This is a genomic window from Haloferax sp. ATCC BAA-644 (assembly GCF_000336975.1).
GTDB lineage: Archaea > Halobacteriota > Halobacteria > Halobacteriales > Haloferacaceae > Haloferax > Haloferax volcanii.
Genome location: NZ_AOLF01000021.1, coordinates 28,326 through 46,694, shown reverse-complemented (window position 1 = coordinate 46,694; position 18,369 = coordinate 28,326). Strand labels below are relative to the sequence as shown.

The 18,369-nt window shown below is 66.4% G+C and carries 18 protein-coding genes and 1 pseudogene; 12 read left to right on the top strand and 7 right to left on the bottom strand.

The genetic code is table 11. From position 1 onward, the window contains the following. Positions 1–4 precede the first annotated feature (4 nt). A pseudogene (locus tag C458_RS09065) lies at positions 5–2,289 on the bottom strand (PAS domain S-box protein). 189 nt (positions 2,290–2,478) lie between these two features. On the opposite strand from C458_RS09065, the gene C458_RS09060 reads away from it, so the two are divergent. Then, the gene (locus C458_RS09060) at positions 2,479–2,871 is read left to right on the top strand and encodes a DoxX family membrane protein (protein ID WP_004041912.1); all 393 of its coding nucleotides are present in this window, start codon (positions 2,479–2,481) and stop codon (positions 2,869–2,871) included. Positions 2,872–2,901: 30 nt separating this feature from the next. Here C458_RS09060 and C458_RS09055 read toward each other — a convergent pair whose 3' ends face one another. Beyond that, positions 2,902–3,081 carry a hypothetical protein gene (locus tag C458_RS09055; RefSeq protein ID WP_008575085.1) on the bottom strand — a complete coding sequence of 60 codons (180 nt, stop codon included), beginning with the start codon at positions 3,079–3,081 and terminating at the stop codon, positions 2,902–2,904. 102 nt (positions 3,082–3,183) lie between these two features. Further along, positions 3,184–4,377, bottom strand: coding sequence for a PAS domain-containing protein (locus C458_RS09050; RefSeq protein ID WP_008575083.1), 1,194 nt, complete (start codon positions 4,375–4,377; stop codon positions 3,184–3,186). Between the two features lie 186 nt (positions 4,378–4,563). Here C458_RS09050 and C458_RS09045 point away from each other — a divergent pair, with 186 nt between their 5' ends. Further along, positions 4,564–5,802 (top strand): hypothetical protein, encoded by a 1,239-nt coding sequence (locus tag C458_RS09045; RefSeq protein WP_008575082.1) that lies wholly within the window; start codon positions 4,564–4,566, stop codon positions 5,800–5,802. 659 nt (positions 5,803–6,461) lie between these two features. On the opposite strand, the gene C458_RS18445 is transcribed toward C458_RS09045, so the two are convergent. Further along, positions 6,462–6,623 (bottom strand): hypothetical protein, encoded by a 162-nt coding sequence (locus C458_RS18445; protein ID WP_192815243.1) that lies wholly within the window; start codon positions 6,621–6,623, stop codon positions 6,462–6,464. 145 nt (positions 6,624–6,768) lie between these two features. Between C458_RS18445 and C458_RS09040 the strand changes: the two genes are divergently transcribed. From C458_RS09040 to C458_RS09000, 8 genes are all read left to right on the top strand, one after another. Beyond that, a complete protein-coding gene (locus C458_RS09040; RefSeq protein ID WP_008575081.1) occupies positions 6,769–7,374 on the top strand; it encodes a hypothetical protein in 606 nt (201 codons plus the stop codon). Positions 7,375–7,645: 271 nt separating this feature from the next. Beyond that, the gene (locus C458_RS09035; protein ID WP_008575080.1) at positions 7,646–7,846 is read left to right on the top strand and encodes a hypothetical protein; all 201 of its coding nucleotides are present in this window, start codon (positions 7,646–7,648) and stop codon (positions 7,844–7,846) included. A 262-nt stretch (positions 7,847–8,108) separates the two neighbouring features. Then, positions 8,109–8,912, top strand: coding sequence for a DUF502 domain-containing protein (locus C458_RS09030; protein WP_008575079.1), 804 nt, complete (start codon positions 8,109–8,111; stop codon positions 8,910–8,912). 582 nt (positions 8,913–9,494) lie between these two features. Further along, entirely contained in the window at positions 9,495–9,767 is a 273-nt protein-coding gene (locus C458_RS09020) for a PRC-barrel domain-containing protein (protein ID WP_004041903.1), read from the top strand. A 273-nt stretch (positions 9,768–10,040) separates the two neighbouring features. Next, positions 10,041–10,400, top strand: a complete 360-nt coding sequence (locus C458_RS09015; protein WP_008575078.1) for a hypothetical protein — start codon at positions 10,041–10,043, stop codon at positions 10,398–10,400. A gap of 99 nt (positions 10,401–10,499) precedes the next feature. Next, a complete protein-coding gene (locus C458_RS09010) occupies positions 10,500–11,879 on the top strand; it encodes a pentapeptide repeat-containing protein (protein WP_008575077.1) in 1,380 nt (459 codons plus the stop codon). Positions 11,880–11,976: 97 nt separating this feature from the next. Further along, positions 11,977–12,876, top strand: coding sequence for a hypothetical protein (locus C458_RS09005; protein WP_008575076.1), 900 nt, complete (start codon positions 11,977–11,979; stop codon positions 12,874–12,876). Positions 12,877–13,041: 165 nt separating this feature from the next. Next, a complete protein-coding gene (locus tag C458_RS09000; protein WP_004062891.1) occupies positions 13,042–14,052 on the top strand; it encodes a cell division protein FtsA in 1,011 nt (336 codons plus the stop codon). Positions 14,053–14,133: 81 nt separating this feature from the next. Here the strand turns inward: C458_RS09000 and C458_RS08995 are convergent, their stop codons facing one another. Next, positions 14,134–14,631 (bottom strand): zinc finger domain-containing protein, encoded by a 498-nt coding sequence (locus C458_RS08995; RefSeq protein ID WP_008575074.1) that lies wholly within the window; start codon positions 14,629–14,631, stop codon positions 14,134–14,136. Positions 14,632–14,754: 123 nt separating this feature from the next. On the opposite strand from C458_RS08995, the gene C458_RS08990 reads away from it, so the two are divergent. Together C458_RS08990 and C458_RS08985 are read left to right on the top strand one after the other, a co-directional pair. Further along, the gene (locus C458_RS08990; protein ID WP_049896240.1) at positions 14,755–15,939 is read left to right on the top strand and encodes a tubulin/FtsZ family protein; all 1,185 of its coding nucleotides are present in this window, start codon (positions 14,755–14,757) and stop codon (positions 15,937–15,939) included. Between the two features lie 127 nt (positions 15,940–16,066). Further along, positions 16,067–16,462, top strand: coding sequence for a response regulator (locus tag C458_RS08985; RefSeq protein ID WP_004041896.1), 396 nt, complete (start codon positions 16,067–16,069; stop codon positions 16,460–16,462). Between the two features lie 988 nt (positions 16,463–17,450). On the opposite strand, the gene C458_RS08980 is transcribed toward C458_RS08985, so the two are convergent. Both C458_RS08980 and C458_RS08975 read right to left on the bottom strand, forming a co-directional pair. Further along, a complete protein-coding gene (locus tag C458_RS08980) occupies positions 17,451–17,840 on the bottom strand; it encodes a hypothetical protein (RefSeq protein ID WP_008575070.1) in 390 nt (129 codons plus the stop codon). A gap of 185 nt (positions 17,841–18,025) precedes the next feature. Then, entirely contained in the window at positions 18,026–18,334 is a 309-nt protein-coding gene (locus C458_RS08975; protein ID WP_004041894.1) for a hypothetical protein, read from the bottom strand. Between the last annotated feature and the right edge of the window lie 35 nt (positions 18,335–18,369).

Below are 18,369 nucleotides of genomic sequence, written 5' to 3'. Positions count from 1 at the left end.
TCGCTCACTCGACGCGGAACTCGAACCGCGCACCGCCCTCGGTGCCCTCCGTGACCCGCACCTCCCAGTCGTGTGCGGCCGCGACCTGCGAGACGATGTTCAGGCCGAAGCCGGTCCCCTGCGCCGACGTGGTGTAGCCCGCCTCGAACACGGTGTCGCGGTCCGCCGGGTCGATGCCCACACCGTCGTCTTCGACGTAGAACCCGCGGTCGGTCTCACCGACGGTGACGGCCACGCCGCCGTCGGACGGAGTCCGGCTGCCCGTCGAGCCGTGCTCGACGGCGTCACCAGACGCAGTCTGGTTGCCCGTGGAACCGTGTTCCACGGCGTTCCGAAACAGGTTTTCGAGGAGTTGTTGGAGTTGCTCGGGGTTGGCGTCGAGGACCAGTTCGGTCTCGACGGTGAGCGTGGCGTCGCCGGTCATCACGTTCCGCCAGCACGTCCGCGCGAGGTCGGACAGCGGGACCGATTGGATATCCATGGCGTCGTTTCCGTCGTGGGCGAGGACGAGCAGGTCGCTGATGAGGTCGTCCATGCGGTCCAGCGCCCGGCTGATATCGTCGATGTGGTCGCTGTCGCAGTCGTCTGCGAGCAGTTCGAGCCGACCCATCGCGACTTGCAGCGGGTTGCGGAGGTCGTGGCTCACGACGCTCGCAAACCGGTCGAGTCGCTCGTTTTGCTCGACGAGTTCGGCCTCCCGTTGCTTCTGCTCGCTGATGTCTCGAATCATCGCGACGAACAGGTCCTCGCCGTCGACGTTGAGCTCGATGAGATGCACTTCGGTCGGGAACGTCGTGCCGTCGCGGCGTTCGAGCGCACCTTCGAACCGGGTGGGTTCGTTCGGCGGCAGGCCGGCCCAGAACGACCGCGACCGCTCCGGGTCGGACGTGGGGTCGAGCTCCCAGACGGTCTTGCCGACGAGCTCCGCCTCGCTGTACCCCAACTCCTCGCACATCCGTTGGTTCACGTCTCGGATGCTGCCGTCATCGGTGTGGACGACGACGAGGTCTGGTGAGTGTTCGAACAGGGCTTCGAGCCGCGCGGTGTTCGACCGCAGGAGCTCCTCGTACGTCTTCCGCGGCGTGATGTCGTCCTGAAAGCCGACGAAGAAGTCGATTACGCCGTCGTCGTCGAACAGGGGCGCGATGCGCACGCGGTTCCAGAACTCGGTGCCGTCCTTGCGGTAGTTCAGTAGCTCGGTCGTCACGGCCTCGCGCTCGTCGACCGCCGCCCGCAGTTCAGCGACGGCGTCCTCGTCGGTCGCTTCGCCCTGCAAGAACCGACAGTTCCGCCCGAGGACCTCGTCGCGGCTGTACCCGGTGAGGGTGGTGAACTCGTCGTTGACGTAGACGATGGGGTTGTCGGTTTGGCTGGGGTCGGTGAGCACGATGCCGATTGGCGCTTCGTCCATCGCCCGCTCCCGACGCGACAGGCGCTCTTCGAGCGTGTCGCTGCGCGACGCCGTCCAGACGAGCGCCCCGTCGCTCGTGGACGTGAGCGTGTGCTCCACCTCGATGCGGTCGCCGTCCCCGCGGACGAGCGACGACCGGCCCGACCAGCGCCCCTCGCGGGCTTCGGACAGTATCGCGTCGCAGGTCGGTTGCAGTTCGTCGTCGGGGACGNGACGAGCGACGACCGGCCCGACCAGCGCCCCTCGCGGGCTTCGGACAGTATCGCGTCGCAGGTCGGTTGCAGTTCGTCGTCGGGGACGAACGACCCCCACCTGCGACCGACGAGGCCCTCGCGGTCGGAGCCCAACAGCGTCGCAGAGGCCGCGTTCGCGTACTCGACCGTCCCGTCTTCGTCGAGGATGCAGACGGCGTCGCGCGCGGTCTCGACGGCCGTGAGCCCCCATTCGAGCGCCCGCGAGGTTCGGGCGCGCTCGGCGGCGTTCTCGATGCGGGCGGCGAGGAGTTGGTGTCGGGCCGCGTCGTCGCGCCTGCGAAAGTGGTCGGTCGCGCCCGCCGAAATCGCCTCGTTCGCGACCTCGTCGTCGCTCTGTTCGGTAACGAGGATAAACGGTAGTTCGGGGAACTCGGCGCGGACGCGGTCCAGCACGTCGAGGCCGCCGAGGGCGGGCAGGTCGTAGTCGCAGACGACGCAGTCGAACGCCGCGTCACCGCCCCGAACCCGGTCGAGTGCGGCCCGCGGGTCCGACTCGGTATGGACCGTAAAGCGCTCGCGCTCGCGTTCCAAGCGCGCCGCGAAGTCGGAACCGCCGCCGACGTAGAGAACGGCGATAGACGCCGGTTTCGAGAGTGAACGCGGCGCGTCACGAGATGAGTCCATACGCGATGGTAGATAACGCCAAGAGAACATAATGGTGGTGCCGGGCGAAGCCGACGCAGCCGTGCGCGCCCGCGGTGTCCGCGACGCGAGAGCGGCCGAAGTCGGCGGACTGAGCGCCGAACGATGAAAAGCATACCGGGCGGTCTGTAACCAGAGCGCTTATAATTAGCAATCCGCTTTCAAACGGTGATGACAGACACCGACGAATCCGAACGCAGCACGCCATCTCGGCTCGCCCGCGCCCTCTTCGCGAGCGGCCTCGCGATTCTGGCGATTCGCAACCTGACCGACCTCGACGGCCGCATCGCCTACGCGGAGGCGAAAGGCGTCCCCGAGGCGGACCGACTCGTTCCCGCGGCGACCGGCCTGCTTCTCGGCGGGAGTCTCGGCGTCGGGTTCTGGAAGCTTCCCCGGCTCGCCTCCGCGAGCATCGCGGCGTTCTTCGCCGGCGTCACGCCGACGATGCACGACTTCTGGGCCGTCGACGACGACGCCCGCGACGAGGAGCTCACGTCGTTCCTCCAGAACCTGACGCTGTTCGGCGCGGCGCTGGCGTTCTTCAAGCGCGCTTCGGACGAATAACAGACCGGACGCAGCCGGTCCGTCTTTTTGTTACGTGTCCACGGCATACTCGTCGATGCGGTCTGGTCCGAACCGGAGCACGTACAGATACCACAGCCCGACGGCGGTCCAGCCGGCCGCGACGAGCGGCGAGTCATCGAACCACCGGTACGTCGCGAAGCCGAACGCGGAGAGGGCGAGGACCTGATAGAGTCGAACGTGGGCCGACACGGTCGCGGCTGATACCCGCCGCGAGCATAGTTCTTACTCACACCGGGGACGGACACCCCACCGTTTCCAGTATCTGGGTGCCGACAGCCGTCGGCCGCCGCGTCAGGACGACCCCGCGTCGTCGGCGTCGCCGTCGCCGTCGCCGTCGCCGTCGCGGTCGGCCGGGCGATGAAAGCAGATCGAACAGTCGAGCGCACCGTTGTCGTCCCGGACGGGACGGATATCGAGGCGGCTCACGAAGGGGTCGCCGTGGGCGTCGTAGTTGCGAATCTCGGTCGAAATCGACTCGCCGGCGTCGACGGCCCGCCGAACCTCGGCGACCGTCTCCGGGTCCGTCTCGGGCCCACAGAGGAACCGGTAGTTGCGCCCCGTCACCGACTCGGCGTCGTAGCCCGTGAGCGTCTCGAACGCCGCGTTGAGATAGACGATGGGGTTGTCGGGCCGCGAGGGGTCGATGGCGACGATGGCGACTTCGACGGCGTCGAGCACCCGGCCTTTCAGCTCGGCCTCCGCCCGCAGCGCGTCGACCTCGGTGAGCTCTTGGACGATGCAGACGTGGCCCCCGTCGTCCATCTGCGTCAGCACGAGGCGCTCGGGGACGGCTTCGCCGTCTTTGGTGATACCGGTCGAAAGCCCCCGCCACGACCCCTCCGATTCGAGCTGCGGGAGGATTTCGTCGTGGAAGCGTCGCGCCTCGTCGGCCGGGTAGAGGATGTCCCAGTGCTCGCCGATGAGTTCGGACCGGTCGCGGTTGTAGAGCGCGGCGTACGCCTCGTTGAGGTACTGGTAGACGCCGTCGTCGTCGATGATGCCGATTCCCTCCTCGGCAGATTCGATGGCGAGAAAACCGCGTCGCATGTGCGTCTCGGCCCAGTACTTCTCGACGAGGTTCGAGACCTTGTTCGCCAACACCGGGTACTCCTCGGGACCGCCCTTCTGGAGGTACTCGTCGACGCCGGCGGAGATGGCGCGGCTCGCAATCTCCTCGCTCCCCTTGCCGGTAAAGAGGACGAAGGGAATCTCGATGGACCGCTCGCGCGCCGCCGTCAGCAGTTCGAGCCCGTCCATCCCCGGCATGTCGTAGTCGCTCACGACGCAGTCGTACTCTCCGTCTGTGAGTTCGTCGAGCGCCGGCCCCGGCTCGGTGTACGTCTCCGTCTCGGCATCGTCGAGTTCGCGTTCGAGGAAGGTCGCGGACAGGTCCACCATCGCTTCGTCATCGTCGACCAGCAGAATTCGCATCGCACGCTGTCCCGTGCTGAACGGAGCGATGCCGTGGAGCGGAGACACGTCCATTACATCCGTGGAATCACGGCACAACGATAAAAACAGCTACGGCGGCGGCCGAACGCGGCGACGGCGGGCCACAGACCGCCCGCGACACCGGGACCCGAGGGAATAGACACCTGTATAGAATATATATTACTAGATGATGTGGGCGGCAAGAAATTATATGCGATGTGGGACAGTTGACACTCACATATGGAAGTGGTCAGAAACGTCCGAGAACTCACGGCGGTTCTCGAACAGCTGACGGAGACGACGGGCGCGGTTTCCGGGGTTGAACTGGCGAGCGGAGGCGATTCGACTGCGGCGGGTGTCTCGGCCTCCGTCACCGTCGAGTACGACCTCGCATCCGAGTGCGGGGTGGACCCGAACCGACTCCGGGTGTCGTCGCCCGCGGCGGCGGTTACCGACGGCCTGCTTCGACTCGAACTCGACGTGACGCTCGCGCCCCCGGGGAGCGGAGCCGCCGAACCGGAACCGGAACCGGAACCGGTGTCGTCCGGACGCGCCGGCGAGGACGACCCCGAACCGACCGCGTCGCCGGTCGCCCGAACCGACGGCTCCGGGACGCGCAACTCGTCGGTCGACCCACCCGTCACCCCCGGCGCGTCGCCGCCGACGATGGAGTCCGCGGTCCCGACGGTGAGAGACGACACGCCGGGGCACGACCGGACCGCAGCGGAATCGGCGGGCGACGCCGTCGAGGCTGACGCGGGGGCGGACGCCGACGCCAGCCGAAAGACGGAGACGGAGACGGACGCCGACGCCGACGCGGGCGCGAAGACGGAACACGATACGGTACCGGCCCATCACGACCCGGTTCGGCTTCGGGAGGCCTACGAGGCCTGCGGGACGTTCAAGGAGATGACCGACGCCCTCGGCGTCGACGTGACCCCACAGACCGTCCGCAACCAGATGATTCAACGCGGGATTCACGAACCGGATAGCTACGGCCCGTCGTCCGAACGGGCGTCTTCGAGCGGAACGAGCAACGGCGAGGACGAGGCGCGGAACTCGGAGCCGGGCGTCGCCGACGCGGAGGACACGACCGAGTCCGAACCGGCTCCCGAATCGGAATCGAACGCGGCCCCGGACGCCGACGCGGACGCCGAGTCGGTCGCGTGCGACGCCGAGGAGACGAGCGAGGCGACCGAGGAGCCGCCGACCGCGACCGACCTCCCGTCGCTTCCCGCGTCGCTGTCCTCGCTCGACTGCTCGACGGCGGACGTGTGTGCGGCCGTCGCGGGTGCGAAGACGCTGTACGAAGTCGAGCGTCGCCTCGGACTCGACCGCGCCGAGGTCCGCGAGGCGCTGACCGCGCTCGATCTCCTCGACCTCGTCACCGGGCGGATGGCCCGGCGCGACGCGTCGGCGGCGAGTCCCGCCGACGTTCGAACCCGAGTGTGCGCCGCGCTCGATGGGGACGCCGAGTGACTCGGCCGGACGTGCACCGGCGCGACGAGAGACGCCGATAGAGACGCCCTTCCACCCCGAGCGCCGACCAAACGTTTTTGATTTCAAAGTATAATCGATTTCTTATATTTACTGCGTATTCGGCCGTAGTGTCCGCCACAACTCGGCCGGAAACGCGCTCACCGATGTCAGTGAGTGCACCCGGGAGACACGTCCGGCCGGGCCAGCCAGAACGTTCGACAGCCGGCCGCGTGCCGCCCGGACCCACCAGCATGCGATGCGAACGGTACGCGACTCGAACAACGCGAAACACGACACGCACGGACAGCTTGTGTGACCGATACGGCCTGCGAGAGCGTCCATCTCCCGCCGCTGTTCCAGCGGTCGTCACGGAACATCTCCGTCCGTCTTCGCGGGTCTCCACGGTCAAGTGGCGGAATGACGGGGTTCTGAGAATGAAGCCCAGCATCGTTGACCGCCCGCCGACGGCGCGACACCCTACACTCGACGCCGGGCGTCTCTTGGGGGTTCTCGGGCGAGCGCCGGCATCTGCACCATCTGGTTCAGTTGGTCGCCGGCTACCGCTTCGAATAGCCCACTATATCTGATATATTCGGGCAATCATCAGATTTGAGTAATTCCGTTTTCGCACGCGACACCACGACCGGTTTTCAGACGTACTATAACGTTTTACTGGTGTTAGATCTCACGGCCGCGACGCTCCCCACCGGTGCGGCGGGCGTCGCGGCTGAGGCGGACGCGAGCGCGCTCGATTCGAGCGTCCAGTCGGCGGCGAACGCGTCCGCCTCGCCGGACGTGACCGCCGCCTTCGCGACGGCCACGGGGCTACGTCGAGAACGACGAACGTCGCCATCGCGGCGCTCCTGTTCGGGGTCGGACGCCGAGTACGGCGCGAGAACTGAACGAACACGGGCCCTCGAGGGCCTGTGTCGAATCTTTATCCGTGTGGGCGTCTAGCAGGGAGGTATGAACGGCCCGGACACCGCGGACGAAACGAGCTTCTATTTCGACTACGAGCTACAGGTCGATGCGACCCGCGACGCCGTAGCGAAGCTCGCTCGTGAGGTCCTCCAGTACGAGTGGGCCGACTACCTCCGCGCGTCGCCCCCGGGGGGCACCCACGCGTGGCACGCCCTCGACTCTGGCAAGCCGTGGGGTCGCGTCACGCCCGCGGCGTGGGACCGCGGCCGCGACCGCGGCTACGACCTCCACTTCGAGCACTACCCGACGCCGCGCGCCCTCCAGCGCGGGCAGTTCCGGCTCGAACTCCACCTCGAAGACGGTATCCACGGCGACGCCGACTTCTCGGGCGACTCGCCGTACGCGGCGCTCCGTGACCGACTCGTCGCGGCGCTCGACGAGGCGCGCGACGAACACGACGACCTCCCGACCGGCGAGTTCGGTACCGGGCGGACGCTCTGGCGGGTCGACTCGCAGTTCCTCGCGGGCGACACCGTCGCCTACTACGAGGCGCTCCGCGAGGCGCTGTCGGCCCACGAGCCGTTCGTCGACGCCGTGGCGGCCGTCCTCGACGACGAACTCCCGGAGCGCGACCCGTTCGACGGAGAGTAGCGCGCCGGGGAGAACCGCCGAGGCGCGGTGCGAGTCGAGTCATGCGAGTCCCGTCCGCGAGTGGTGACGCTCCCGATAGCGGCGCGTCTGACGCTCCCGACTGCCGTCATCATCCGACTACGAGTCCGTCAGAGTGACGCGTATCGGTGAGAAGGCGACCGCATCAGAAAGTGCACAATCAACCCGACAATACCACTATATAGCTACATTTGGATACTAGATTCCGGTAGTTGCGAAAGAATTATACTATCCACCGCCCGTTAGTGAAACGATGACGCAAGCACTCGAGGTCGCCCCGCACGTAATCACGGAGGGGTCGACCATCCGGCATTCGACGCTGTGTACGGAACAGACGGTGGTGGAGATCGAAGACGAGACCGTCCGGACGATGTACGACGACGAGGAGTTCGTCTACCCGCGAGAACAGCTCGCGGTCGACCTCTCGGTCGGCCGGTTCGAAGTCGTCTCCTGACCCCGCGTTCGGGACGGCACGGGCCGCCGTCTCGCCTTCCGTCGTCGCTCACGGTTACCGTACCCGCATCTTCTCGGCCCGCTTGTGGTCCCCGTCTTCATCGCGCTCGCCGGACTCGCTTCTCGCCGGACGCTCGCAGAGCGTCCGCGCCGACACGCGCCTGAAACACAGACAGTTCGACTGCCAGTACTATTTTTACCGCCCACGGGAATCTCCGGGCGTGTCCTCCGCAGACCCTCCGCGCTCGCCGGGTACACTCGCCGTGAGCGCTAAGGAAACCGGTCAGTCGCTGTACGAACGGGCGTACAACACCCTGCTGACGGGCGTGGCGATTATGATTCCCATCGTCATTACGCTGTACGTCCTGCGCGTCGGTATCGACTTCGTCAGAAACGCCCTCGAACCGTTCATCGAACTCCTGCGCTGGGCGGGCGTCATCAGCCGCTTCGAGAGCGTCGAGTTCATCAGCCTCCTCATCGACCTCGGCGTCTACTCGTTCGTCGTCGACTTCTTCACCGAGTTGGTCGCGCTGTTGGTCCTCTTCGCAATCGTCGCAGTCGTGGGAACCGTCGGTCGTAACCAGTACGGCGAGAAAATCATCGGCGTGTTCGACCTCGTAATCTCGTCGATTCCGGGCGTCGGCACGGTGTACAAGAGCTTCCGCCGCATGGGTGACGTGGTTCTCGACGAGGGGGCAGACGAGTTCCAGGACGTGAAACTCGTCCAGTGTTTCGACGACGACGTGTACGTGCTGGGCTTCCAGACGGGGGGGTCGCCAGCGACCATCGAACAGTCGACCGGCCACAAGGAGATGGTCTCGATGTTCCTCCCGCTCGCACCGAACCCCGTCACCGGCGGCTTGCTCACCTACATCCCCGCCGACGACGTGTACGACATCGACATGACCGTCGAGGAGGGCATCCGGAGCATCCTCACGAGCGGCGTCGCCACCGACGAGGACGAGGACGCCCTCGGCGTGAACATGTCCGAACTCCGCGGCACCGAACGGTTACAGGACATCCGCGAGTCGATGATTACGACCGACGAGAAGCGAGACGACGACTGACCGCAGCGCAGTCGGACGGAGGCGAGTCGCGTTTCCGAGGTCGGCTCCGGGCGGTTTGCCGCCTGCTGCCTCCGAACTCGCTCGACGGGATACCGAGGAGGTCGGTCGGCCAACTGACGACCGCGCAGACGACCATCACGCCGACCGCGGCCAGATAGCCCCGACGGTGACCGCGTCGAGCACGAAGTCGAGAGCGACGAAGCCCGAGCGGATGACGGCACCGCTGACGGCCGCCGCGACGGCCAACAGATGCCCGAAAAAAGCGCGCTCGCGGGCGACTTCGGAGACCAGAATGTGGCCAGAGGCCCCGGTAGTGGTGGTGGGTCTACGGAAGGAACACCGAGGCCCAGCTATCCTGACCAGATAGATATCTGTTAGGTGAGCCTAAATACGTATCGGAAATTGTGTATATTCGACGTTCACGCCGCCACGAGCGCCGAAAACGGCGTTTCAGTCACGGTGGCGCACGCCGAAACTGAAAACCGCGTCCGGACCGAGCGCACCGCAGGCGTCGAAACCGCGGAGCCGACACGGCCTGCGCCGACCGAGGTATTTTTTATTGACACGTCCGATACCGGAGGTATGGTCCCCCAGTCACCGACGGGCATCGAACCGATTCCGAGTATCGAAGGCCGCCCCGTGTACACCGCCTCGGGCGAGCGATTGGGCGAGGCCGTCGACCTCTGTGTCGACCTCGACGCCGACCGCGTGACCGCGCTTCTCGTCTCCGTCGAAGACCCCCCGGAGGGGTTGGAAGTCGGTCCGCGCGGCGTCCGAGTGCCGTTCAAGTGGATACGGGGGATGGCCGACATCGTCGTCCTGACGGGTGACCCGGCGCTCGAAGCCGCCGACTGACCGCGGCGACTTCGCTCTCGACTGGCCGCTCCGTCGGACAACGTTGATATACTCCGAACGACGACCGTACGGTGGGCAGTCGAGTGAGTCAGGATGTGGACAGCACGATTGCCCAATCACGCCTATCCGTCCCGCCCGGTTGCCTCTGACGGGCGGTCGATGGTCCGGCGATTCGACCGCGGGCTGTGAGCACGCAGCCCGCGGGGACGCCGCGAGGCGGTCGCGGAAAACTGTTGTAGATACGTTGATACGAGTGGACCGAGTAGGCGGCGTATGAGTCTCTACGAGTCGATTCATCAGTTCGTCGGCGAGCGCGAGACGCTCCGGTCGGTGAGCCACTACGAGGAGATGACGGTGCTCCTGACCGAGACGCGACTCGTCCAGATTCGACACGACGGCGAGCAGGCGAACCCCGAGGAGGTCCGGGAGGTACGGACGATACAGCTCAATCGCCCCGTCTTCGCCGGCTGTTCCGTCGAACTCGAACCGGAGCGGACCATCGTCGGCTTCCACGACAGCACCGGCGAGACGGTTCGACTGGTCACGCTTCCCGCCCGCGACTTCGAGTTCGCGGCGACGTTTTCGGCCGTCGTCGGAGACGCCGAAGTCGGCGCACCGCTCGCCGGGGACTGATTCGAGCGACGCGACGAGACGGGAGGAGTGAGGAGAATGACGACGACATCCGATTTAGTGACAACCTATTTATGTTAAGGCGATGAACGGTCAGGTGACGTGGAACACAGTCGCTGTGCCTACGAGCACGTCTTCGACGCCGCCGACGAGACGGGTGCCGACGAGTCGTCGTCGGTGTGGCGGTGTCCGCATCCCGCGAGCGACGGCTCCGCCCGCTGTCTGTTCCACCGCCCCGTCGAAGAAACGCGACCCGCGGCCGTCACCGAGGCGCTCCGCGAGGCGGTCACCGACGACGGGCGACCCTCGGCGTTCGTCGGCGCGACGTTCGAACGCATCGACCTCGCGGGGGTGACGCTCCCGTCCGACGCGCCGCTGGACTTCCGCGGCGCGATGGTGAAATCGGATATCGACCTCCGGGATGCGACGCTCGACGGCGCGCTCCGACTCGACCGCGTCTCGGTCGGCGGCGCGGTGTGCATGCAGCGCTTCGACGCCACCGGGGCGGTCACCTGTCGCCACCTGCAAGTCGGTGACCGCTGGGTGCTCTGCGAGGCCGAGCTGGGCGAGCGCTTCGACGCGACCGGCTTCAGTGCGGGGTCCGTCGTGGCGACCGAGGCGCGCTTCGAGGGCGGAGCGACGTTCAGGAAAGGCGTCGTCGACGACGACGTGTCGCTCGCGAAATCGAGGTTCGGCGGGCCGGCGTGGTTCTCCCACACTCGACTGGGCGGCCGCCTCGACCTCGGAAACGCCGCGTGCGACCACCGGCTCTCGCTGGCGCACTGCCGCGTCCGCGGGGGCGTCGTGGCCGCGTCGGCGACCGTCGAGGGCGGACTCTCGCTCGAACACGTCGTCGTCGACGGCGAACTCAACGCGACTCGGCTCACGGTTGGCGGCGGTATCGACGCGACGACCGCCGCCTTCGGCGGCCGGGTCGACTGCGCGGGGCTGACCGCCCGCGACGGCCCCGTCGACTTCACGCACAGCGCGTTCGACGGGCCGGTCTACTTCGACAACGCGACCGTCGAAGGCCGAGCGCTCCGCTTCCGGAACGCTCGGTTCGAGTCGGGACCGGCGTCGTTCGTCCACGCGACCGTCGACGGGGAGTTCGACCTCTCCGACGCGGTCTGTTCGGCCGGCTCGCCCGTTCGACTGGTCGAAACCACGGTCGACGGGAGCGTCGTCTGCGACCACGCGCGCTTCGGTGACGAGCTGTTCTGCTCCGGCGTCCGCGTCGGACGCGACGTTGACTTCTCCGACTGTACCGTCGGGACGCTCACGTTCGGCGTCGAAATCGAGGGGCGACTGGATTTCGCGTACACGCACGTGACCGACGCCGCGGCCTTCGGTGACACCGTCGTCCACGGACCCGCCCGATTCACGAGCGCCCGGTTCGACGCGGACCCCTCGCTCACCGAGGCGGCCCTCGGCGACACGGTCGCGGCCTACGACATCTCCGTCGAGCCCGCCGGCGGCTCGTGACGTGAGTCGGGCCGGGGCGAGTCGAGTCGAACGCCCGGCCGCGGTTCGACCCGAGTCCGGCGAACATTATATGTCGCGCGGGGGAATGGTCTGAGGTATGTCGAGTGACGGGCAGAACACCCTCATCGCCCTCTACCGACGGTACGTCGACGCCGACCCCGACGAGACGACCGTCTACGCGGGCTTCGCACTGTTCTTTACGGCTATCGGACTGCTCGCCGTCGCGCTCGCGGCGGTCGTGTGGAGCGGCGGCATCCCGCCCGAGAACATCTTCAAGTACGAACTCCGCGAGGTCGCGGGCGTCACCGGTGCGCTCGGGATTCCCCTCCTCCTCGCCTCGGTCGTGGTCTTGCTCCCCTCGCAGTACCGGTTTCCGAAGCTCCTCGCGGGCGCGGGACTGCTCGTCTGTGCGGTCGCCGTCGTCCAGTTCGTCGGCGCGTATCCCCACAACTGGAACGTCGCCGCGAACGCCGACCGGAGCGGCCGCATCGTCGGTATCTACTCGCTCGGCGCGGTGGCGGTCGTCGCCGCGAGCGGCACGTCGCTCGTCGGCTTCCAACTCGCCCGCGCGAGGACGAGCGCCCCCGCCGCGGCCGGGAGCGACGCGGAAGCCGACGCGACCGACGAGGAAGACGAGGAGGCCGTCTCCGCGCAGGTTCGCCGCGACATGGACGAGGCGCTGTCGAACACCGAACTGTCGTGGGGCGGCGTCCGCAAGACCGAGACCACCCGCCTGAAGCTCGACACCTCCGCCGTCGACGACGCGGACCGCGCGAGCTTCGAGAACGCGAAGGCGACCGAGACGCGCGGTGGCGGCGTCGACGACGCGGTCGCGGGGCTTCAAGGGCTTCGCGGCGGGAAGAAGGACACGGCGGTCGGTGACAGCACGGACGACCAGACCGCCGCGCTGGCCGAGTTACGGAAACAACAGCAGGCGGAGGCCGAACGCGAGGACGCCGAGGGGCTGGTCGACCGGATTCGCGGGCTGTTCTCCTGAGCCGTCGCGGGCCGGCGGGCGGGGACTGACGCGGCGTCGGTCAGGGAGTGACGCGACGGTGGTTCGGCGTCGGTCCCGGCCGAACCGAATCGCAAACGCGCATACAGATTTATGCGACAGCCCTACGACGCGTGAGGTATGGCGAAAGGCCTTGACGTAGGAACCATGAACATCCTGTCCGCGAGTCAGGATGGGAGTGAGACCGTATTTGTCCAGCAGCGCAACTCGTTCGTCGAAATCGACTACAGCGACATGGCGGAGCAGATGCTCTCGCGCAGCGACGTGCTCCACATCCGCAAGGACGACAAGGTGTACGTCGTCGGCGACGACGCGCTCAACTTCGCGAACATCTTCGGCAAGGAGACGCGACGGCCGATGCAACACGGCATCCTCTCCAGCGAGGAGTCCTCCGCGATTCCGATGATCAAGCTCATCATCGAGCAGGTCGTCGGCTCGCCCTCCCGGCCGAACGAGCGCCTGTTCTATTCGAGTCCGGCGGACCCCATCGACTCGGACCTCTCGACGCTGTATCACGACAAGACGCTCGAATCGATGCTCGGCGACATGGGCTACGACCCCGAACCCATCAACGAGGGGATGGCGGTCATTTACAGCGAACTCGCCGACAACAACTTCACCGGCCTCGGCGTCTCGTTCGGCGCGGGCATGACGAACATCTGCCTGGCGTACTACGCGGTGCCGGTCATGCAGTTCTCCATCGCCCGCGGCGGCGACTGGATCGACCAGCAGACCGCCCAGGCCACCGGGACGGCCGTCGACAAGGTCACGTCCATCAAGGAAGACGACTTCCAGCTCGACTTCCGCACGGACGTCGGCGGCGTCGAGGGCGCGCTGTCGATTTACTACGAGAACCTCCTCGACTACGTCATCGAGAACATCGAGCGCGAGGTCGACGAGGAAGACATCGAGGAGGGCCTCGACGTGCCCGTCGTCGTCACCGGCGGCACCTCCAGCCCCGAGGGCTTCGAGGAGCTGTTCGAACACCACCTCGAAGACTCGACGATTCCGTTCTCGGTCAACGAGGTCCGGAGCATCGACCGCCCCCTGTACAGCGTCGCCCGCGGGTCGCTCGTCGCCGCCCGCTCCGAAGAGGAATCCGACGGGAGCGCCTCCGACCCCGAACCGGAAGCTGAAGCCGCGCCGGAATCGAACTGAGCGCCGGCCCGAGCTGACACACCGGCCGGACAGTACGTCACGACCGAGGTCGACGCGCCGCCGGCGACGCGCAAGCGCGCGTCACTCGTCGCCCGCGCGGTCAGCGCGGTCCCCGCGGTCGCCGTCCTCCCCGTTTTTCAGTTGCGAGTCACTGGGCTCGCGGTCGGTGGCTTCGTCGTCGCCCTCGTCGTCACCGGCAGCAGCCACGTCTTCAGTCGTGTCGCCGCACCCGTGTTCGGCTTCGGCGTCGTCCGCCGTGTCGGTCGCATCGTCCGCCGGGGGCGTCTCATCGTCCTCCGCGCCGGCCCCGTTGCGCTCGGCTTCGACCGCGGTGTCGCCGTCGGTTGCCTCGCCGCTGTCGGCTCCGCCGGTACCGCCCGCGCCGTCGTCCCGCTCGCGCGCCTCGCGGAGCGCCCGCTCGTGGAAGCGAGCGATGGCGTCGTCCCACGACTCTCGGCTCGGCGCGTCGCGCTCGTGGACGGTCTCGACGCCGACGAAGCCGCAGCGCTCGCAGTAGCGCGCCGCGCGACCGTCGAACGAGAGCGTCGAGAGTGGCTGTGAACACCGCGGACAAGTCATGCAGTTTGCCGACGATTCTCGCCCGGGTCGTATAGAACTACCCCGTCCCCGGCGGCGCGTTCGACTCGGTGTGGCAGGTAACTAACAGAAGATTCACCACTGATGACGTGTCAAAGAGAGACGATGAAGGTCCTTTGCTTCGGAATGGGACAAGCGGGTGGGAACGTCCTCGACGCCCTCCTCCGGTACGAACAGCGCACGAACGCCGATTACGTCGTCGACGCGGTCGCGTACAACACCGCGTCGGCGGACCTCCGCGGCCTCGACCTCGTTCCCGAGGAAAACCGCATTCTCTTCGGCGCGGACGAGGTGAGCGGTCACGGCGTCGGCGCGGACAACGAACTCGCCGCCGAACTCGCCGAGCGCGACAGCCGACAGCTTCTGCGGGGCACCGACGGCGCGCCGACCTCCACGGCCGACGCGTTTCTCATCTTCGCGGGTCTCGGCGGCGGGACGGGCAGCGGCGCGGCCCCCGTGCTCGCAAAGCATCTCAACCGCATCTACGAACAGCCCATCTACGGCGTCGGCATCCTCCCCGCCGCCGACGAGGGCGCGCTGTACTCGCGCAACGCCGCGCGGTCGCTCAGGGCGTTCGTAGACGTGACCGACCACGTCTTCGCGTTCGACAACGGGGCGTGGGCCGAAAGCGGCGAGGACGTCGCACAGGCCCACGACACGATGAACGAGGAGCTCGTGCGACGCCTCGGCATCCTCTTCGCCTCGGGCGAAGTGGCCGAGTCGGGGACGGTCGCCGAGAGCGTCGTCGACTCTTCGGAGGTCATCAACACCCTCCGCGGCGGCGGCATCTCGACGATCGGCTACGCGGCGAGCGAACTCCCCGAGAGCGACGGCGGCGGCGGGTTCAGCATCAAGGGGCTCTTGGGCGGGGATTCGTCGTCGACGGACGAACTCGACTCCATCAACCGCATCACGACCCAGACGCGGAAGGCGGTGCTCGGACAGCTCACCCTCCCGTGCGACGTCGACTCCGCCTCCCGCGGGCTGGTCGTCGTCAGCGGCCCGCCCGAGTGGCTCAACCGGAAGGCCGTCGAGCGGAGTCGGACGTGGGTCGAAGAACAGACCGGGAGCATGGAGGTCCGCGGGGGCGACTACCCGCTGTCGGAGTCGAACCACGTCGGCGTGCTCGTCCTCCTCGGCGACGTGTCGCGGAGCGACCGCGTGGCCGAGATTCGGTCGACCGCCGTCGAGGCCGAGCAGAACCGCCGCGAACGGAGCGCGAGCGACGCCGCCGACCGCGAGGACGGAACGGAGGCCGTCGTCGACGACCGCCTCGACTCGCTGTTCTGACCCGACCGCCTCGACGATAGCCCCCGCCGGTCCCGCGGTCCGACGCCGAGTGCGACCGCCGTCGGCGTCCGGCGTGGACTCGGGTCGGAGAAACTGTCAAATACCCTCTCGACGAACAGTCGAATGCGTGTCCGAGACTAGCATAGCGGCGACGCCGCGCATTCTCGCCTACGGCCCACAGCCCGAGGGGTTGGGGGCGAGAGAGCGCGACGTGAACGTCGAGTTCGTAGGGTCGAGTCGGGAGTTGTTCGAGCGATTGACCGAGAGACCGGTGCATCTGGTTATCTGCCTCCACGCCCCGCCGGCGTTCGAGGGCATCGAAGCGGTCAAAGGTATCCGTCGGTTCGACGCGACAGTGCCGGTGGTGCTGGCGTCGCGGGTCCAAAACACGATGCTCAGCCTGCAAGCGATACAGTCGCAGGTCACCTGGAGCGTCGGCCTCGCGGGCGACGAGTCCGTCGAGGAGGCGCTGTCCGACCTCGTCGTCGACGCGAGCGAGTGGTTAGAGAAGCAGGCAGCGTAGCGAACCCCAGTCCGGCGAACCGCGGTCAGTCGTCGGTCGTCGGGAACTCGAAGGGACGCCGCGAACGCACTCCCACAGGAGCTCTTCGACGCGGTCGACGTGAGCGGTGGCCCGGTCGAAGGTGTCGTTAATACGATGGGTGGAAGAAGATTCCGCCGTATCGGGGGCTACGCCACCGAGTGCCATGGCCGTTTCATCGTGTATAACACTATTACATCTATTACACCAATCCCAATACTGTCCTCTGGGCTGACAATCAGAATGATTTATATATCCGAAGTGGTTGTACTCAATTGGATGCAACACCGTACAGAGTAACCCCTCGGACGCATCCACATGACCGAACTCATCCCCCCTTCCCCCCTTCCCCATTAGGTTCGGTCACCCCTTTACGGGGCGCGACTACTGACTCTCTCCAGCGACTGTGCTGTTGTGTCTCTCCAGAGAGCGTCGGTGACGTCGAACGGACGGGCGCGAACGAGGTGCTTCGAATCCACGGAAGCCGTCCCGGATAGCTGTCATATGAATCACTCGGACGGGTCGGGTCGAGCCCGCCGCCACCGCCGGCGTCGGTCGACACCAAACCGGCCGGTTTGCCACAGAGTAAGCAGAGACGAGAGGGGGTGCCGACTCGCGGTGGTCGTGCGAGATATCCGAACCGCCGCCGAACGGGAGAACACGGGTGAGAGGGCGAATTGCGGAGTATAGTAGTGTTTTAAATAGACAATACTATCGAAGAACTGGAGTCAAGTCAAGAATATCGAGATGAAGTTTTTATCTTCCGATATTCACGACACTATTCGATTCGTATGGCCATAATAGAATGTAATCTACCATTCTAATTAGAATACAAGTATTTAGATTAAGTAAATAAACTCCATGTGTTGTGGGATTAACCACGTTAGTGTATTTTTCTCACATATCTGATGGGACTGAACAAGCGTTCGCTCCGGACACGGCATCCCAGTCGACGCCGCGGGCGACGTACCTACTTGCCGTACCTGATGCCGTCTTCGACCAGTCTGAGGTTCCGTTCGCGGTCGATGTGGGGTTTCAGCCAGTCGTACTCCTCGATTTGGAGAATGAGGTCCGCTTGGAGGTTCCGCCACGCGATGGCGTAGATGGGCGACTGCCCCCACGCGCGGAGTTCGGGGATGAACTCGTCGTAGCGCTCATAGTGGCCTTCCAGCCGTTCGAGCGCGTCGACGACGTAGCCGGCGGCCTCGGATTCCGTGTCGGCGCCCTCGATTGCGCGGTTCAGTCGCGTTTCGAGTCCCTCGACGGCGCGCTGCATGTCCTGTGCCGCCGTGCCGTCCGCCTCCGGCAGCGAGTCGATGATGGGCTTCGGAACGCCGAGCGAGAGTGGTTCGATAGCCATACCTCGAACTGGGCGGCAAAGCGGCAAAAAGGCGGCGACGGTCGCAGCACAGCGCGGTGACTCCCGACGCCACGGCCCCGTCGGCAACGCGGGGCTGAGCGGCGTTGCCACTCCGCGCGAGGAACAGCGCGCCGGGGTGCCTCCGAAGGCCGTCCCGACCTTCGGTTGCGGCGCGTCGCTCCCTGTTAGGCGTTCGCCTCGTCGGTCCGCGCCCTGAGTTCGGACTCGACGAGCGCGTCGAAGTCGACGCCGTCGGCTCGGTACTGGTCGCGGTTGTCGAGGACGACCAGCCCCTTGTCGGTGATTTCGTACAGCCCGGAGTTCGGCGCGGGCCCGACTCGCGCCAACAGGCCGTAGTCCGCGAGAATCGGCAGTCGCGTGTTGATGTACGAGCGGTTCTTATCGAGGATATACGAGAGGTTCACGGCGGTGTTTCGCCTCCGATCTGAAAGCGCTTCGAGGATGTCGAAGTCAGTTGGGACGGCCAACTTCATACACGGTTGTTCGTAGCCGCTGTTAAATAAACAAC